This window comes from Streptomyces sp. NPDC025793, assembly GCF_055558375.1.
Window position 1 is genome coordinate 190,883 of the sequence record NZ_JBVHMR010000003.1, and the last position, 17,018, is coordinate 207,900.

Sequence of the window (17,018 nt, forward strand, 5' to 3'; positions counted from 1 at the left end):
CGGGGTTCAGGTACGGGGTGGGCCGCCGTTCCAACGTGTCGCACCGCCGTCGAGCCCGACTGCGTCTCAGCCACTGCACATCTGCCACCGGCCGTTCCACGGCCCCCGAGTTGCCCGCCGGACCGTCGGAGGAACAGCACGCGGCCTGGCTGGAGTTGGCCGAGTCGGCGCTCTCCTCGCCCTGTGCGAGCCGACCGCCCGGTGCGCACCGACCGCCCGTTGTGAGCCGGCCGCGCAGACCAGGACAGGAATGGCCATGGGGCCGGCCGTCGCGCACACAAGAGAGCCGGGCTCCGGCACCCAGGGGGGATGGGTGCCGGAGCCCGGCTTCGGAAGGTCCCGGCGCCGGGGGGGGATGGTGCGTCGGGACGTGGTTCGCGTGGGGACGGCCGACGGCGCTGGATCGGCTGCCGTGCGGTGCGGCTGTCGGGTGTGTCGGGCGGGCGGTGTGTCAGACGCTCTGGGGAGTGCGGTCCGGGTTTCGGGGGGCTTGCGCTGGGCCCGCTTGGGTTGTTCCCGCGGGCCCGGGCGTTGAAGCGACAGGACTACGCCATGTTTGCGCCGTCTTTCGCCACCGGCGTGCGCGGCCCCGGGCAGCGCACGCCCACAACCACCCACACCCTCCGCAGCGCGCACACCTCGCACTCCGCGCGCAGCGCGCACACGACTCCGCAGTCGCCCCCTCCTGTTCTGTGAACGCCCCCTCCTGTATGCCGCCCCCAGTTCCGTACGCCGCTCCTCACGGGAGCGGCGTAGGGCCGTTACGCGGCCGCGTCGAATCCGGTGTCCCGCGCGAGCTTCTTCAGTTCGAGCAGCGCGTGCTTCTCGATCTGGCGGATGCGCTCGCGGGTCAGGCCGTGCTCCTTGCCGACCTCGGTCAGGGTGCGCTCGCGGCCGTCCTCGATTCCGTAGCGCATCTTGATGATGGAGGCCGTGCGCTGGTCCAGGCGGCCGATCAGGTCGTCCAGTTCCTCGCTGCGCAGCAGGGTCAGGACGGACTGCTCGGGGGAGACCGCGGAGGTGTCCTCCAGCAGGTCGCCGAACTGGGTCTCGCCCTGGTCGTCCACCGCCATGTTCAGCGACACGGGGTCGCGGGCCCAGTCGAGGACGTCCGTGACACGCTCCGGGGTGGACCCCAGCTCGGCGGCGATCTCCGCGGGCTCCGGCTCGCGGCCGTGCTCGCGGTTGAACTCGCGCTGGATGCGGCGGATACGGCCCAGTTCCTCCACCAGGTGGACGGGGAGCCGGATCGTGCGGGACTGGTCGGCGATGGAGCGGGTGATGGCCTGACGGATCCACCAGGTGGCGTACGTCGAGAACTTGAAGCCCTTGCGGTAGTCGAACTTCTCGACCGCGCGCACCAGGCCGGCGTTGCCCTCCTGGATCAGGTCCAGCAGGGGCAGGCCGCTGCGCGGATAGCGCCGGGCCACGGCGACGACCAGGCGGAGGTTGGAGCGGATGAAGACGTCCTTGGCCCGCTCGCCGGCGGCGACCAGCGCCTCCAGTTCCTCACGGGTGGCGTCCGACGCGGACTCCTCCTCGCCGTCGAGGACCTGCCGCGCGAACACACCCGCCTCTATGGTCTGGGACAGCTCGACCTCCTTGGCGGCGTCGAGCAGCGGCGTACGCGCGATCTCGTCGAGGTACATGCCGACCAGGTCACGGTCGGCGATCTCGCCGCCGTGTACGCGAAGCCTGCTTGCCGAGTCGGCCGTCTCGCCGGAGGCGGACTGACGACGGGCGACGGCACGGGTTGCCATGCGTGCTCCCTTGCGATGGTGGGCTGGCAGGTGGTCCTGTGGGCGCTCAGCACTCGGGGGACTATGAAGGGACTCTCCTCGGCTGCCCTGCGTCCGATGGAAACAACGACTGGAATCCGGACAGAATTCCCAACCCGCCCTCCGATTTTTCTGATCATGCAGTACCCTGTCTCGCCGCATGGGGCGAGAGGGGCCGTCGAACCTGCAGAGACGCAGGTCAGGACGGGGGTCGAGGAGGATCTCCGTCGTCCTCGACCGCCCTCCCGACCCGGAAGACGGCGCGCGCCGCCCGATGGTTGCCACGCGAGCGGAATCACAGCAAATCCTGAGCTAGGCCATATCCGGCCCTTACCGGGCGAAGACCGCGCAGGCCACACACCGCGCCGCGGCAGCCGACACGCGGCCCCCGCCATCGCAGGCCCTCGACCCGGACTCCCCCCCGACCCGGCCCCCGACTCGGACTCCGCCCCCGAGCCCCGGCCCCCGCCCCCGCCCCTGCCCCTGCCCCTGCCCCTGCCCCTGCCCCTGCCCCTGCCCAGACTCCGCCTCCCGACCTGGCCCCCGGCCCAGCCCCGCCCCCGCCCCGGCCCCCGACCCGGACTCCGGCCCCGGCCCCGACTCGGACTCCGCCGTCGGCATCCGCCCCGGGCGCAGCCTCAGCCGAATTGCACCGACCGCTTCGCCATGCCCATCCAGAACCCGTCGATCACGGAGGTCACGGACTTCTGCGTGGCCGGCTCGCCGCCCGCCTCGGCGGCGCCCATCGTGACGAAGAGCGGGGCGAAGTGCTCGGTGCGCGGGTGGGCGTAGCGGCCGGCCGGGGCCTTGTCGAGGAAGTCGAGCAGGGCGTCCCAGTCGCGGGCCTCCAGGGCGCGCCGGCCCCAGTCGTCGAACTCGGAGGACCAGCTCGGCACGCCGCCGCCGGTGTACCGCAGGGCGGCGAGGTTGTGGGTGAAGAAGCCGGAGCCGACGATCAGCACGCCCTCGTCGCGCAGGGGGGCGAGCTTGCGGCCGATGTCCATCAGGCGGACCGGGTCGAGGGTCGGCAGGGAGACCTGGAGGACGGGGATGTCGGCGTCCGGGTACATCTCGACGAGCGGGACGTAGGCGCCGTGGTCGAGGCCGCGGTCGGGCATGTCCTGGACCGGGACGCCGGGGGCGCGCAGCAGCTTGCGGACGGACGCGGCCAGTTCGGGTGCGCCGGGGGCGGCGTACCGGACGCGGTAGTAGTGCTCGGGGAAGCCCCAGAAGTCGTAGACGAGCGGGACGGTCTGCACCGCGCCGAGCGCGAGCGGGGCCTCCTCCCAGTGGGCGGAGACCATGAGGATCGCCTTCGGGCGGGGCAGGCCGGCGGACCAGGCGGCGAGCTGGCCGGGCCAGACGGGGTCGTCGGCGAGGGGCGGCGCGCCGTGGCTGAGGTACAGGGCGGGCATGCGCTCCTGCGATGCGGCGGACGTCTGCGACGGCGACGGCGCCGTGGACGTCTCCGGCGACGCCGCAGCGGGCGTCTCCTGCGGCACGGCGGGCATGGCGGACATGGCGGCGGCTCCCAACGGCAGGTCCAACGACAGTTCTCCGCGAGGTCCCCGACGGGCCCCCGCCAGGCTCCCGACAGAATTGCGGGAAGCACCGCGGAAAGGCTCTGGAAGGACTCCGGACGAGGACTCCAGAGTTGCTTTAACTCTAAAGTTCCACCGGAAGCATACGACCGATTTGTTCAAGTTTCAAGGAGATGCCTCGTACAGTGGGACACATGAACACGGCACCCGACCCCGACGCCGCGCGGCACCGCTGGCTCACCGACGAGGAACAGCGCGTCTGGCGTGCGTACATGCACGCCACCACCCTGCTGGAGGACCACCTCGACCGGCAGCTCCAGCGCGACGCCGGGATGCCGCACATCTACTACGGCCTGCTCGTCGGCCTCGCCGAGGCGCCCCGCCGGCGGCTGCGGATGACCGAGCTGGCGATGAAGTCGAAGATCACCCGCTCCCGCCTCTCGCACGCCATCGCGCGGCTGGAGAGGAACGGCTGGGTGCGCCGCGAGGACTGCCCCTCCGACAAGCGCGGCCAGCTCGCGGTGCTCACCGACGAGGGCGCCGAGGTACTCGCGCGGACCGCACCCGGCCATGTGGCCACCGTGCGGCAGACGATGTTCGACCGGCTCAGCCCGGAACAGCAGAAGGCCCTCGGCGAGATCATGGGGATCATCGCCGAGGGCCTCCAGCCCGACGAAGCGGGTGCGGACCTGCCCTGGCTCCGCTAGGGGGTGTGCCGTCCCGTGGACGGGGTCAGTGGGCCACCACCGGCACCGGCAGCTCGTCCTCGACGCCCTCGCCCGAGCCGGAGGTCACCGGGGTGGAGCCCGGGCGGCCGGCGTTGACGAAGGTGAAGGCGATCAGGGAGGCCACGGCCAGGATGCCGACGGCGAACCAGATCGCGCTGCTGTAGCCGTGCACCATGCCCTGGAGCTTGACCAGCTCCTGCTGCGGCTTGGCGGCGGCACCGGCCATGTGGTCCTTGATGTAGGACGTGGTCGCCGAGGCGGCGATGGTGTTCAGCAGGGCGGTGCCGATCGCGCCGCCCACCTGCTGCGAGGTGTTGACCATCGCGGAGGCGACACCGGCGTCCCGGGGCTGCACGCCCTGGGTGGCCAGGGACATCGCCGGCATGAACGCCGTACCCATGCCGAGGCCGAGCAGCAGCATCGCGGGCAGCAGCTGGGTGCCGTACGAGGAGTCGATCTTCAGCTGGGTCAGGATCAGCATGCCGAGCGCGGCGACCAGGAAGCCGGGCCCCATGAGGAAGCGGGCCGGGATCCGGGTCATCAGGCGGGCGCCGATCTGAGTGGAGCCGGTGATCATGCCGGCCACCATCGGCAGGAACGCGAAGCCGGTCTTGACCGGCGTGTAGCCCTTCACGACCTGGAGGTAGTAGGTCAGGAAGAGGAACAGGCCGAACATGCCGATGATCGCGAGGCCGAGGGAGAGGTAGATGCCGCCGCGGTTGCGGTCGGTCACCACGCGCAGCGGCAGCAGCGGGGCCTTGACCCGCGACTCGACGACCGCGAAGGCGAGCAGCAGCACCGCGGACGCGACGAACATCGAGACGGTCACGGTGTCGCCCCAGCCGTCGGACTCGGCGCGGGTGAAGCCGTAGACGAGCGCGATCAGACCGAGCGAGGACAGGACCACGCCGGGGATGTCGAGCGGGGAGCGGTTGCGGCCGCCCTCGGGCTCACGGATGACGAAGACGGCGCCGAGGGCCGCGACGACGGCGAACGGGATGTTCACGAAGAACGTCCAGCGCCAGTTCAGGTACTCGGTGAGGAAACCGCCGACGATCAGGCCGACGGCGCCGCCGCCGCCCGCGATGGCGCCGTAGATGCCGAACGCCTTGGCGCGCTCCTTGGCGTCGGTGAACATCACCGCGAGCAGGGAGAGCGCGGCCGGGGCGAGCAGCGCGCCGAAGACACCCTGGAGGGCGCGGGCGCCGAACATCATCGGGCCGGTGGTGGCGGCGCCGCCGAGCGCGGAGGCGAGGGCGAAGCCGGCCAGGCCGGTGACGAAGGCGCGCTTGCGGCCCCACTTGTCGGCGATACGGCCGCCGAAGAGGAGCAGGCCGCCGAAGGCGAGGGCGTAGGCCGTGACGACCCACTGCCGGTTGCCGTCGGATATGCCGAGGTCCGTCTGGGCGGAGGGGAGCGCGATGTTCACGATGGTGGCGTCGAGGACGACCATCAGCTGGGCGAGCGCGATGAAGACGAGCGCCTTCCAGCGGTTGGGGTCGACGCCGGGGGCGGTGACGCCGAAGGCGCCCTTGCGGTCTGTTTCGGACATGGGGTTACCCACTTCGGGACTTTCGTGACGGAAAAAGCTGAAGTAAAGCGAAAAAACGGAAAGACTGAGGCGTGACTCGTCGGCGGCAGTGGCGACGGACGGGCCGGACGGCCGCGGCGGACGGCCGGGATGTGAGGGTGGACTGCGGTGCGGGACCGAACTCATCGGTCAGGACTGGTCGGTCAGGGCTTGCGCAGCTCCTGGAGGGTCACGGCCTCGCCCGGCAGGGCGGAGCGGACGGGGGCCCGCAGGCCGTCGAGGAGGAGTTGCAGGTGGCGGTGGACGAACCGGTCGCTGTGCAGACAGTCCGTGCCGGCCGGGGGACGGCTCAGCTGCGCCACGGCGATCATCACATCGCCGACACCGACGTCCGGCCGGAGCTGCCCGGCCGCCCTGGCCCGGCCCATGACCTCCTCGATGAGCTGCTCCAGGCGCTCGCGGGAGGCTTCGAGGTCGGGGTGGTGCTGGTCGAAGGTGCTGGAGATCATCGGGCACAGCGCGCTGATCCGCTCGTCGGCACAGGCGTGCACGAAGCGCTCCAGCGCGGCGAAGGCGTCGCCGGTCTCGGCGAGGGCCTGCTCGGCCACCTCGGCCGTACGGTCCACGACGAAGCAGACGACCTCGCGGACGAGGGCCTCGCGGTCGGGGAAGTTGCGGTACAGCGTGGCGTTGCCGACGCCCGCCCGGCGGGCGATCTCGTCCAACGGCACGTGCGGGCCGTCCTCGACGAACATCTCCCGGGCGGCGGTGACGATCCGCTCCCGGTTGCGCACGGCGTCGGCCCGGGGCCGGGGCACCTTGCGCACGGCCGGGGTGGTCGCGGTCGACACGGCGTACTCCTCACGGTCGAAGTGACGGGGCCCGGCGGAGGCTTCGGGAGCTTCGGCGGGCGATGATCGCGATCCGGGGAAGCAGTCCCCGTTTCGCTCGGACGCAGGGTTAAACGGGGAACGGGTCCCCGGATATTTCCCGCCCGCGCCACGAAACCCTGTGACCTGAGCCACACTCATCTCGGGCCGGGATTCACCCTGTTGCGGCCCCGTTTTCCCACGATCGGTCTCCTCCAACGCGCGCCCCGCACCCCCTCGACACAGGGTGAGCGCAAGGGTGCAGCCGGCTACCGGCGGCTGCCGTGGAGCGAGAGGCCCGTGCATGCAGCCGCAGCCGCCCCGCCGCATACGTCTCCCCCACGGACACGTCCCCCACGACCACCCGACCACGGGCCGCATCCCGCACGAGAGCCGGTACGAGCGCCGGTACGGGAGCCGACACGAGTGTCCGCCCGACGGCCTGTACGACGAGGGCGAGGACGACGGCGGCGCCCCCTCCCTGCCCCCGTGCCGCAGGAGATCCCGGGCCGCCGGGGCGCGCAGCCGGCGCCGGATACGCACGCGCCGGGTGGCCGCCCTCGCCGCGGTGACCGCACTGACCCTCGCGGTCAGCACCTCGGCCGGGACCGGACATCTGACGGCGCCCACCACCGCCGGGCCCATCGCCCTGGCCCGCTCCTCCGCCTTCGCGCCCTGCATGATCCACGGCAACCCCGACGTCCAGATGGCCGAGGGCGTCCCCACCCCGCACGGCTACTCCCGCTCCACGGGCACGGTCCACGCCCTGACCCTGATGATCGACTTCTCCGACGCGCCCGGCCAGGGCAGCGCCATGGACCGCTTCCACGAGTTCTTCCCGCAGACCCAGGAGTGGTTCCGCACCGCGTCGTACGGCCGGCTCGACTACGAGCCCGAGACCCCGATCACCGGCTGGCTGCGGATGCCCAAGCCCTTCAAGGCGTACGGCATAGACCGCGGCGCGCCCTTCGACCCCGGCTACCGCCAGCTGGTGCAGGACATGGTGGCCGCGGCCGACCCCGCGGTGGACTTCCGCTCGTACGACCTCCTCAATGTCCTGGTCACCCCGAACGCCGGCCCGTCCGCCCTCGACACCGTGCTGTCCGTGACCTTCGCCGGGAACGGGGACGCTCCGGTCGCCGACGGCGTGCCCGTCGCCAACGCGTCCTTCATCTACTCCCGCCAGGACGACGGCTCCGGCTCCTACGCCCACACCGGCTTCCGCGTCCTGCCCCACGAGAACGGCCACACCTTCGGCCTGCCCGACCTGTACACGCAGGAGGGCGGGGGCGCGGTCGGGCACTGGGACATCATGAGCGAGGACTGGGGGGCCGACAACGATCTGCTCGGCTGGCACAAGTGGAAGCTGGGCTGGCTGGACGCCTCGCAGGTCCGCTGCGCGGTACGGCCGGGCAGCACCGAGTACACGCTGACCCCGCTGTCGCTGGCGGGCGGCGAGAAGCTGGTGTTCGTACCGACGGACTCGCACGGCGGATACGCGCTGGAGCTGCGCACCCAGAGCGGCAACGACGAGTCGGTGTGCCACCCGGGCATCCTGATCTACCGGGTCGACGCGACGGTCGACACCGGCCGCGGCCCGATCACGGTCCGCGACAGCCACCCGAAGAGCGGCGGCTGCACCCGCACCCCCAACGTCCAGGCAGAACTCTCCGACGCCCCCTACTCCCCCGGCGAGACCTTCAAGGACCCCGGCCACGGCATCACGGTCCAGGTACGGGAGAAGGACGAGGACGGGGACTATCGGGTACGGGTGACACGGAGCTGAGGGAACGGCCCGGACGGACGGGGCCGGGCGGGGTTTACCGTAGGCGTGCCCGAACGCCGTACCGGAGAGCCGATGCCCGCTGCTGACCCCGTCCTGGACACCGACGTGCCCGCCGCGGCCGGTCCGCCGGCCGAGGCGGTCGGGCCGCTGGTCCGCGGGGTCGGTGTGCTGCGGCGGCTGACCGAGGCCGGCGGCACGCTCAGCCCGAGCGCGCTGGAGCGGGCCACCGGGCTCGCGCGCTCCACGGTCGACCGGATCACCGCGACCCTGGCCCGCATGGACTACGTCCGCCTCGACGGCCGGGACGTCGTCCTCGCCCCGCGCGTGATGGAGCTGGGCAACTCCTATCTGGCCGCCCTGCGCCTGCCCGCACTGCTCGGCGCCCGCGCCGACGCCCTCGCCGACGAACTGGACGAGTCGGTGTCCCTCGCGGTCGCCGACCTCGACGGCATCCGCTTCATCCACCAGGCCACCCGGCGCCGCGCGCTGTCGGTGAGCTTCCGCATCGGCGACCTGCTCCCGGCCGAACGCACCGGCCCCGGCCCGCTGTTCGCGACCGAGTGGACCGAACCGGACTGGGCACGCTGGCGGGACCGGCGCTCCGCCGTCCCCCACGACACGGCCTTCCCCGCCCTCCCGCCCCGGCAGACGCCCGCCGCCGCCGACACCTCCCTCCCCTCCTTTCCCTCCTTCCCGGCACGGGTGGAGCGGGCGCGCGAGGACGGCTGGGCCCTGGACGACCAGCTGATCGAACCGGGCCTGGTCGCGGTCTCCGTACCGGTGCGGGACCCGGACACCGGCCGCCCGGTGTGCGTGGCGAGCGTGGTCAGCCACACCAGCCGGCACTCGGCGGCCGGCCTGCGCACCAGCCTCCTGCCCCGGCTGCGTACGGCGGTGGCGGCGATGGAGTGCGACCTGCGCACGGCACCCGTGCCCGAGCCCGGCCCGCCGCCCTCGGGCCTGGCGGCCTGGACGACGGCGTCGAAGCACGAACTGGGCCGGGATTTCGTGGAGTCGCTGGCCCGGGGCCTCACCGTCCTGACCGCGTTCGGCGCGGGCCGCTCGGCGCTGCCGCTGACCGAGGTCGCCCGGGCGACGGGCCTGTCGCGGGCCACGGCCAGGCGCGCGCTGCTCACGCACGAACACCTGGGCCTGGTGGCCGCGGGCCCCGACCGCACCTTCGCCCTCACCCCGCGCGTCCTGGACCTCGGCTTCCCCTCGTTCTCCCGCACGACGCTGCCCCGGCTGGCCGAGCCCCGTCTGCGGGCCCTGGCCGACGCCCTGCACGAGCCGACGGCGCTCGCGGTCCTCACCCCCGACGGCACGGAGATCCAGTACACGGCGGGGGCGGGCACGAGCCGTGTCCTCACGGTCCACATCACGGTCGGCGCCCGCCTCCCTGCCGCCGCGACCTCACTCGGCCGCGTCCTGCTGGCGGACGCCTCCCCCGCCTTCCCGGAGGTCCGCGCGCAGGGCTACGCCCTCGCCGACGAGGAACTGGAGTCGGGCCTGCGCTCGGTCGCCGTACCGGTACGGGACCGCACCGGCCGGGCGGTCGCCGCCGTGTGCGTGGCCACGCACACGGCCCGCCGCACCCTGGAGTCCTGCGTCCACGACGTCCTGCCCGCCCTGCGCACCACCGCCGACCGCCTCCAGGCCGACCTGCACACCGCCTCCCGCTTCACCCCCGTCCCCCCGGCGTGACCACGCGCGGGGCGTCGAGGTCTCAGACGGTGACCTGGGGCTGTGCCGGGCCGAGGTGGTGCACGGCGGTCTGCCCGGCGTGGGGGGGGCGAGGAGGCCCTGGAGTTCGTCGGCCGCGGCCTTGAGGAGGCCGCCGTCCCGAGCGGCGTGGACGGTTTCGAGGATGAAGGCGACGTGGGTGGAGTCCTCGGTGACGCGGGTGCGGTGGGCGTCGCGGTGGTTCCAGTGGCGCGTCAGGACGCCCGCGGTGTCGGCGTAGACGATCTCGCCCGGCTTCGGGGTCTCGACGGTGCCGGGTTCGCCGAGCGGGGTGAAGGACTCGGTGCCGTCCGCGTGGCGGATGTCGACGTCGCCTTCGACCCGGTCGAGGTCGAAGGCGCCGGCGGGCAGGCCGTGCCGGACGGAGACGGCGTTGTAGGAGTCGACGGCCGGGTTGATGCGCGGCAGGGTGCCCCGTTTGGCGAGGCGGCGGCCGAGCGCGTCGACGCTGGGGCGGATGCGGCGCGGGTTGGTGCCGAAGGAGCGGTAGGCGGTGTGCCAGGCCTCGATGCGGGGGTCGGTCTCGTCGGCGGGGGCCCAACTGCCGTCCGCGAGCTGCCGCTCCAGTTCCGTCGGTCGCGCCCCCGCGCATCAGGGAGGCGGCGGCCGTGGACACGGCCGAGCACCTGCTCATGACGGTCGACGACGAGGCCGCGCAGATGAAGTACGCCCAGGCTCTCGCCGACTGGGCCGAGGCCCGCGGCTACGAGGCCGAGACGGTATGGGACATGTGCACGATGGCGGCACTCGGCGTGCCGTACGAGAAGGCGCAGTGGCGGCAGGTGCGCACGCTGTCCGGCGGCGAGCAGAAGCGGCTCGTGCTGGAGGCGCTGCTGCGCGGCCCCGACGAGGTGCTGCTGCTGGACGAGCCCGACAACTACCTGGACGTACCCGGCAAGCAGTGGCTGGAGAACCGGCTCGCCGAGACCGACAAGACCGTCCTGTTCGTCTCGCACGACCGGGAGCTGCTGGGGCGGGCCGCCGAACGGATCATCGCCGTGGAACCCAGCCCGGCCGGGTCCGACGTATGGGTGCACGGCGGCGGGTTCGGCACCTTCCACGAAGCCCGGCAGGAACGGTTCGCGCGCTTCGAGGAACTGCGCCGCCGCTGGGACGAGAAGCACGCACAGCTGAAGAAGCTGGTGCAGGACCTGCAGCAGTACGCCGCGCGCAGCGACGACATGGCCTCCCGCTACCAGGCGGCCAGGACCCGGCTGCGCAAGTTCGAGGAGGTCGGCCCGCCGCCGGAGCCGCCGCGCAAGCAGGAGATCCGGATGCGGCTGACCGGCGGGCGCACCGGCGTGCGGGCCGTCACCTGCGAGCAACTGGAGCTGACCGGGCTGATGAAACCGTTCTCGCTGGAGATCTTCTACGGCGAGCGGGTCGCGGTGCTCGGCTCCAACGGCTCGGGCAAGTCGCACTTCCTGCGGCTGCTGGCCGGCGAGGACGTGGCCCACACGGGCACCGCCAGACTGGGCGCACGCGTCGTACCGGGCCATTTCGCCCGGACGCACGCCCACCCCGAGCTGCTCGGGCGGACCCTGGCGGACATCCTGTGGACCGAGCGCGCCCGGAGCGGCGGTGAGGCCATGTCGGCCCTGCGGCGCTACGAACTCGATCGGCAGGCGGACCAGGCCTTCGACCGTTTGTCGGGCGGCCAGCAGGCCCGCTTCCAGATCCTGCTGCTGGAACTGCGGGGCACCACGGCACTGCTGCTCGACGAACCGACCGACAACCTCGACCTGGAGTCGGCGGAGGCTCTGCAGGAGGGGCTGGAGTCGTACGAGGGGACGGTTCTCGCGGTCACCCACGACCGCTGGTTCGCCCGCTCCTTCGACCGGTTCCTGGTCTTCGGCAGCGACGGCCGGGTACGAGAGACACCGGAACCGGTGTGGCACGAACACCGGGTCGAACCCGCTGACCCACCCCGAGGCCTCCCGGCCTCCCGAACACGATGCTCACCCCACCAACCCCACCCCGATCCGCTACCCTGTCAGGGACCGCCACCCAGGTGACGGTCCCACCCTTGCCACAACCGAGCCGAATAGTCACTCAGAGTATTCAGCCATGTTCCACGCAAGGCCCCGCCTTCGTAGCTCAGGGGATAGAGCACCGCTCTCCTAAAGCGGGTGTCGCAGGTTCGAATCCTGCCGGGGGCACAGAGAAACACCAGGTCAGGAGCCCTTCCGTCCAGCGGACGGGAGGGCTCCTGCGCTTGCAGCACACATATGGCACACATGCCGTGCGCGCGGATGGTGGGGAGCTGTGCAGGATGCCCGTCAAGGATGAGCTGGCCCGGCGCCGGTACGAGAAGCTGGTCGAGCGGCTTGAGTCGCTGATGCGGGCCGCGCTCAAGCCCGAGTATCAGGGCTACTACGGGCAGCTGATCCTGAGCGGCGACGATCTTGTGGAGCTCGGCGAACTCAAGGACGTCCGGCATGCCGCTAGGGAGGCGGGGCGTCGTGTCGGCTGGAAGACAGTTACCCGTCTCGTCGGTGACCGGCTCTTCGTGCTGGACGAGCGAGAGGTCCCCGAGGAGATCGAGCGGCTGGCCGGGGATGCGGCGGCTGCTGCGATCGACAGAGCCCGGCAGGAAAGCCACCGACCACGCGGCTGACCTGATCCGAGGGAGACACAAGGGGCCACCCCACCGCATCAGCACGGTGGGGCGGCCCCTTCGGTTGCGGCTCCCCGGCACGCATCTGGCACACATCACGCGGCATCGTCCTCCAGGGCGGCCACCTCCTCGGCGGCCTTGCGAGCCTTCTTCTCCGCCTTCTCCAGCTTGGCCTTCGCCTTGGCCAGTTGCTTGGAACGGCGCTTGTGCATCTTCTTCGAGACCTCGTCCAGACGGTCCGGGAAGAGGTGGCCATACGTGTCCAACGTCAGGGTCGCGGACTTGTGACCCAGCATCGTCTGTACGACGTTGACGTCCGCGCCGCTGGCGATGGCGAGCGAGGCCGCCGTATGCCGCAGCTTGTGCGGAGTGACCTTGAGATGCCCCAGTCCGGCCTTCACGACCGCCGGCGCGAAGAACCGCTGACGGAAGTTCCTTGCCCGGAGAGGCCCGCCCTGGGGGGCGGTGAAGAGCAACTCCTCATCTCCCCGCCCCTGGACGTGAGGCTTCAGCTCCTCGGCCAAAAACCGCGGGATCGGCACGGACCGGCGCTCGTGGTTCTTGGGGGTGTCGAGGTAGAGCTTCCCGTTGTCCTCGGCGTACGCCTCGACGATGTGGGCACGGCAGGCGTCGAGGTCGACGCGGCCCACCTTCAGCGCGGACGCCTCGCCCCAGCGCAGGCCGGTGTAGGCCAGCAGCAGGATGAACACCCGGTAGGCACCAGACGCGTTGGCCAGCGCCTCGACCTGCATGTCGTCGAGGTACACGTGGTCAGCCGGCGCCGCCTTCGGCAGGGGCACTCCGACAGCCGGGTTGACCGCCAGACGACGGGCCTTGACCGCGTAGCCGAGTACGCGGCTGAGGACGACGTACGCCTTGCGGACCGAACGGGGACTGAGCTTTCTGCCGCCGGTCGCCTCGCCGGACAGCAGGTCCGCGAGCCACTCGGCGATGTCCTCGAAGTTGATGCGGTCCAGCGGTGTGGTGCCCCACCGGGGGATCACGTGGACGTCGAGAACGCCGCGATAGCGGCCCCGGGTCGAACGCTTGAGATGGATCTGCGCGGCCAGCCAGGACTCCGCCACCTCTGCGAACTTCACGCGCGCGGCTGCGGGATCACGGTAGGAGCCCTCATTGAGGCGCGACTCCATCCTCGTCCGCTCCGCCTCGGCGTCGACCTTGCGGGCGAAGGTCTTCATCTTCGGCTTCCCGTCAGGGTCGTACCAGCGGACTCGATAGCGCCCGGGTGGCGTACGGCCCGCCCGCTTGGCATCAGCTGCGGCACGCGCGTACGCCGCGTGCCCTATGCGGTCCTCGATCCAGACCCGCGCCAACTAGCACCCCTCCCAGTCACCGCTGGGCACCGACGGGAGCGGCAGGAGTAGCGTCGCGGCGGGGATGCCCAGCGCAGTGGCGATCACGACGAGGTCGTCGATGTCGCAGCGACGGCGGGCGCGTTCGGTTCGGCTGAGAGCGGTGTTGGTCATCGGGCGGCCCAGTGCGGTGCAGCGAGCGGCAAGCTGCTGCTGGGTCAGGCCGCGCACGAGGCGTAGGTGCTCGATGGTGCGGGCGGTATGGAGGCCGGCGGGGCCTATTTCGACAGCTCGGGTTGCCATAACAGTTAGCTGTAACTTGCGGCCGGCCGCTATGGCAAGAGTTGGTTCTTAAACTCTACAGAAGTCACCCCAGGACTGAGTGGCGTTCCTCTCATCGAATTCCGGCACATCACGAGCCGTCCCTTCGGGAATGCCGTGCTACCTTCCCATCGCGCTCTGAGTATGGGCGATTCGAGCAGGTATCAGCCGAACAGTGCACCGGGTTCATCGGATGACACCCGCGCACTCCGCAACACCACCGACCTGCGGAGGTATCGGATTCCGACACCTCTACCGATAACTTCGCCGTAAAAAATTTCGGGTTCCGTGGAAGCGATTTTTGCAACCGCTCATCCACCCTTACTGTTTTCGCCTCCCCAGCCACGCTGAGAGAAGTAGTACAGAGTTTCAGAACCAACTCTGGACTTCTCTCCGTGAGGTGTGGCTGTGTTGTCCAGGCCGTTGTCCAAGACCGAAAAGGAGCCTCGTGCCGACCTCTTCTCCCCGTAGCACCAATGCCCCTGCAACCGCTGCGGCTGCCCGTGGCCCGCTTGCCACCCCTGCGGAGGTCGCCGCCTTTCTCGGGGTGCCGGTGAAGACCCTCTACCAGTGGAAGTACCGGGGCATCGGCCCCAACGTGCACAAGGTCGGTCGCCACCTGCGCTACCGCTGGCCCGAGGTGGACGCCTGGGTGAACGCCCAGTCCGCGTACGTCCTCACGGCCTGAAGCCACCGGGGCAGCGAAACGGCTCTCGGCGAGCCACCGCCGAGAGCCGCAGAGTCCCTGCCTCCATCGCCCTTGAACGATCGAATCGGTGGGCCGGGCCTTGCCCCGTCCGGCCCACCGGGAAGGAACGCCTGTGGACGAATCTACGTCCCCCGCCACCGCATCCTCGATACCCACCTGGCCGCCCGTCGCCGTCCCCGGCCAGGACCCCGCCTTGGGTGCCTCCGCCGCCGAGGACGACGAGCCCAAGCAGGTCCGCGAAGGCGCGCAACTGCTGGACGAGCTGCGGGAAGCCATCGCGCGGTACGTGGTCCTGCCCAGCAGTGAGGCGCTGACTGCCGTCACACTGTGGGTGGCGGCCACACACATCCAGCCCGCCCTGCAGCATGCGCCTCGTCTGGCGGTCGTCGGCCCGGCGAAGCGGTGCGGCAAGTCACGCCTGCTGGATGTGATCACGGAAACCGTGCGCGAGCCGCTGATCACCGTGAACACGAGCCCGGCGGTCGTCTTCCGCGCCATCGGTGACGACCCGCCCACCCTGCTCGTGGACGAGGCCGACACCATCTTCGGCAGCATCAAGGCCGCCGAGAGGAACGAGGAGCTGCGCGGCCTGCTCAACGCCGGCCACCAGCGCAACCGGCCCGCCCTGCGCATCTCCGGCCCCGAGCACAAGCCGCAGGCGTTCCCCACCTTCGCCATGGCCGCGCTCGCCGGTATCGGGGACCTGCCGGACACGGTCATGGACCGGGCCGTGGTAGTCCGCATGCAGCGGCGCAAGCCGGGTGAGCGAGTGGAGCAGTTCCGCTCCCGCCGCGACATCCCCTCCCTGCACGCCCTGCGTGACAAACTGACCGCCTGGTTGCGCCCGCTGATGGACACCGCAGCCGACCTGGTGCCGCCGATGCCGGTGCAGGACCGGGCGGCGGACACCTGGGAACCGCTGGTGGTCGTCGCTGAACTGGCAGGCGGCACCTGGCCGGAGAGAGCACGGGCAGCGTGCGCAGCGATGTGCGCGGCCGAGGTCGGCCAGGACGACGAGTCCAACGTGAAGACGCGCCTGCTGAAGGACATCCGCCGCGTCTTCGCGTGCTACGGCGATCCCGACACCGTGCGCACGCGGGACCTGCTGGAGGAACTGCTCAAGGACCAGGAGGCTCCGTGGGCGGAGTACCGCAACACCGGCCTGACCCCGCGCTACCTGGGGATCCTCCTGAAGGACTTCGGCATCCAGGCGGCCGTCCTCCGCTTCGAGGGCGGACGGCAGGCCCGGGGATTCACCCGCACGCAGTTCACCGACGCCTGGGTCCGCTACTGCCCTGAGGAGCAGCCTCCCGACGGCAGCGGTGAGACCACCCGTCACGAGTCGGCTGTACTCCCGTAAACACCCGTCGCACACGTCGCACCGCAGGTCAGCCCCGTGACGGGTCCGGTGCCTGTGACGGGTCCTCCCGTATCACGCGAGGCTCCCGTACCTGCCCTGACCAGGCATGCGACGGGTGTGATGAGTCCGCCCCCTCCCCACCGGCAGCCCTGCCCTGTGGCTATGGCAGCCGTCTCTTCCTGGAGTACCACGCTTGCCTTCACGCACCACCCAAACTCCCGTGGCGGCTCTGACTGCCGCGATCCGCCTCGGGGTCGCCCTGGTCGGCGCGATCGGCTTCGCCCTGTCCTACGACGCCCTGCGGCAGATGGCCGTCGCCATCCACGTCCGCGGAGTCCTCACATACGCCTTCCCGCTGGTGATCGACGGGTTCATCGCCATCGGTGTCGCAGCCCTGCTCATCCTGCGCACCGCACCCTGGCGCTCACGCCTGTACGTCTGGGCACTCGTCGGGCTCGCCACGGTCACGAGCATCTGGGCCAACGCCCTGCACGCAATCCGCCTCAACCAGCAGGCGCGCACCGCCGGACTGCACCTGGACGACATCACCGTCGGCGCCCTGTCCGCCATCGCCCCTCTCGCGCTCGCCGGCGCGGTCCACCTCGACCTAGTCATCCGCCGCCACCCCACACCCCGCGCGCATGAGGCTGCCGCCACAACGAGCCAAACGGTCGGCCACAGCCACAACGGCAGACACAGTGCCGAGCCGCCTACCCGTTCGG

At 71.2% G+C, this 17,018-nt stretch carries 12 protein-coding genes, 1 tRNA gene and 3 pseudogenes; 9 read left to right on the forward strand and 7 right to left on the reverse strand.

Features of this window, described 5'->3' with window-relative positions; genetic code table 11:
- Positions 1–761: 761 nt before the first annotated feature.
- Positions 762–1,760, reverse strand: a complete 999-nt coding sequence (locus tag ACZ4MF_RS08290; RefSeq protein ID WP_467490975.1) for a sigma-70 family RNA polymerase sigma factor — start codon at positions 1,758–1,760, stop codon at positions 762–764.
- A gap of 656 nt (positions 1,761–2,416) precedes the next feature.
- On the reverse strand, positions 2,417–3,193 hold the full coding sequence (locus ACZ4MF_RS08295; protein ID WP_362816560.1) for a dioxygenase family protein: 777 nt from the start codon (positions 3,191–3,193) through the stop codon (positions 2,417–2,419).
- A 320-nt stretch (positions 3,194–3,513) separates the two neighbouring features.
- Between ACZ4MF_RS08295 and ACZ4MF_RS08300 the strand changes: the two genes are divergently transcribed.
- Complete coding sequence (locus ACZ4MF_RS08300) at positions 3,514–4,026, forward strand: MarR family winged helix-turn-helix transcriptional regulator (protein ID WP_467490977.1); 513 nt, start codon at positions 3,514–3,516, stop codon at positions 4,024–4,026.
- Positions 4,027–4,051: 25 nt separating this feature from the next.
- Here ACZ4MF_RS08300 and ACZ4MF_RS08305 read toward each other — a convergent pair whose 3' ends face one another.
- Positions 4,052–5,599 carry an MFS transporter gene (locus ACZ4MF_RS08305; RefSeq protein ID WP_467490979.1) on the reverse strand — a complete coding sequence of 516 codons (1,548 nt, stop codon included), beginning with the start codon at positions 5,597–5,599 and terminating at the stop codon, positions 4,052–4,054.
- Positions 5,600–5,781: 182 nt separating this feature from the next.
- On the reverse strand, positions 5,782–6,429 hold the full coding sequence (locus ACZ4MF_RS08310) for a TetR/AcrR family transcriptional regulator (protein WP_467490981.1): 648 nt from the start codon (positions 6,427–6,429) through the stop codon (positions 5,782–5,784).
- Positions 6,430–6,997: 568 nt separating this feature from the next.
- Here ACZ4MF_RS08310 and ACZ4MF_RS08315 point away from each other — a divergent pair.
- Both ACZ4MF_RS08315 and ACZ4MF_RS08320 read left to right on the forward strand, forming a co-directional pair.
- Positions 6,998–8,233, forward strand: coding sequence for a M6 family metalloprotease domain-containing protein (locus tag ACZ4MF_RS08315; RefSeq protein WP_467491565.1), 1,236 nt, complete (start codon positions 6,998–7,000; stop codon positions 8,231–8,233).
- 72 nt (positions 8,234–8,305) lie between these two features.
- Positions 8,306–9,937: an IclR family transcriptional regulator domain-containing protein gene (locus ACZ4MF_RS08320; protein ID WP_467490983.1), complete on the forward strand. Its 1,632-nt coding sequence runs from the start codon at positions 8,306–8,308 to the stop codon at positions 9,935–9,937.
- 22 nt (positions 9,938–9,959) lie between these two features.
- On the opposite strand, the pseudogene ACZ4MF_RS08325 reads toward ACZ4MF_RS08320, so the two are convergent.
- Positions 9,960–10,546: pseudogene (locus ACZ4MF_RS08325) on the reverse strand (B3/B4 domain-containing protein); the annotation flags it as partial.
- Positions 10,547–10,548: 2 nt separating this feature from the next.
- Here ACZ4MF_RS08325 and ACZ4MF_RS08330 point away from each other — a divergent pair.
- The 3 genes and pseudogenes from ACZ4MF_RS08330 to ACZ4MF_RS08340 all read left to right on the forward strand — a co-directional run.
- Positions 10,549–11,895: pseudogene (locus ACZ4MF_RS08330) on the forward strand (ATP-binding cassette domain-containing protein); the annotation flags it as partial.
- A 167-nt stretch (positions 11,896–12,062) separates the two neighbouring features.
- A tRNA-Arg gene (locus ACZ4MF_RS08335) sits at positions 12,063–12,135 on the forward strand.
- A 113-nt stretch (positions 12,136–12,248) separates the two neighbouring features.
- Positions 12,249–12,593 (forward strand): hypothetical protein, encoded by a 345-nt coding sequence (locus ACZ4MF_RS08340; RefSeq protein WP_467490984.1) that lies wholly within the window; start codon positions 12,249–12,251, stop codon positions 12,591–12,593.
- 95 nt (positions 12,594–12,688) lie between these two features.
- Here the strand turns inward: ACZ4MF_RS08340 and ACZ4MF_RS08345 are convergent, their stop codons facing one another.
- The gene (locus ACZ4MF_RS08345; RefSeq protein ID WP_467490986.1) at positions 12,689–13,927 is read right to left on the reverse strand and encodes a tyrosine-type recombinase/integrase; all 1,239 of its coding nucleotides are present in this window, start codon (positions 13,925–13,927) and stop codon (positions 12,689–12,691) included.
- The gene (locus ACZ4MF_RS08350) at positions 13,928–14,209 is read right to left on the reverse strand and encodes a helix-turn-helix domain-containing protein (RefSeq protein ID WP_467490988.1); all 282 of its coding nucleotides are present in this window, start codon (positions 14,207–14,209) and stop codon (positions 13,928–13,930) included.
- Positions 14,210–14,675: 466 nt separating this feature from the next.
- Between ACZ4MF_RS08350 and ACZ4MF_RS08355 the strand changes: the two genes are divergently transcribed.
- The 3 genes and pseudogenes from ACZ4MF_RS08355 to ACZ4MF_RS08365 form a co-directional block, all read left to right on the forward strand.
- Positions 14,676–14,915: a helix-turn-helix transcriptional regulator gene (locus ACZ4MF_RS08355; RefSeq protein WP_467490990.1), complete on the forward strand. Its 240-nt coding sequence runs from the start codon at positions 14,676–14,678 to the stop codon at positions 14,913–14,915.
- Positions 14,916–15,048: 133 nt separating this feature from the next.
- Positions 15,049–16,296 (forward strand): DUF3631 domain-containing protein, encoded by a 1,248-nt coding sequence (locus ACZ4MF_RS08360; protein WP_467490992.1) that lies wholly within the window; start codon positions 15,049–15,051, stop codon positions 16,294–16,296.
- A gap of 220 nt (positions 16,297–16,516) precedes the next feature.
- A pseudogene (locus ACZ4MF_RS08365) lies at positions 16,517–16,928 on the forward strand (DUF2637 domain-containing protein); the annotation flags it as partial.
- Positions 16,929–17,018 lie beyond the last annotated feature (90 nt).

Coding starts and splice junctions, on each gene's coding strand:
- ACZ4MF_RS08290 (WP_467490975.1), bottom strand. CDS start 1,760: ATGGCAACCCGTGCCGTCGCCCGTCGTCAGTCCGCCTCCGGCGAGACG.
- ACZ4MF_RS08295 (WP_362816560.1), bottom strand. CDS start 3,193: ATGCCCGCCCTGTACCTCAGCCACGGCGCGCCGCCCCTCGCCGACGAC.
- ACZ4MF_RS08300 (WP_467490977.1), top strand. CDS start 3,514: ATGAACACGGCACCCGACCCCGACGCCGCGCGGCACCGCTGGCTCACC.
- ACZ4MF_RS08305 (WP_467490979.1), bottom strand. CDS start 5,599: ATGTCCGAAACAGACCGCAAGGGCGCCTTCGGCGTCACCGCCCCCGGC.
- ACZ4MF_RS08320 (WP_467490983.1), top strand. CDS start 8,306: ATGCCCGCTGCTGACCCCGTCCTGGACACCGACGTGCCCGCCGCGGCC.
- ACZ4MF_RS08340 (WP_467490984.1), top strand. CDS start 12,249: ATGCCCGTCAAGGATGAGCTGGCCCGGCGCCGGTACGAGAAGCTGGTC.
- ACZ4MF_RS08350 (WP_467490988.1), bottom strand. CDS start 14,209: ATGGCAACCCGAGCTGTCGAAATAGGCCCCGCCGGCCTCCATACCGCC.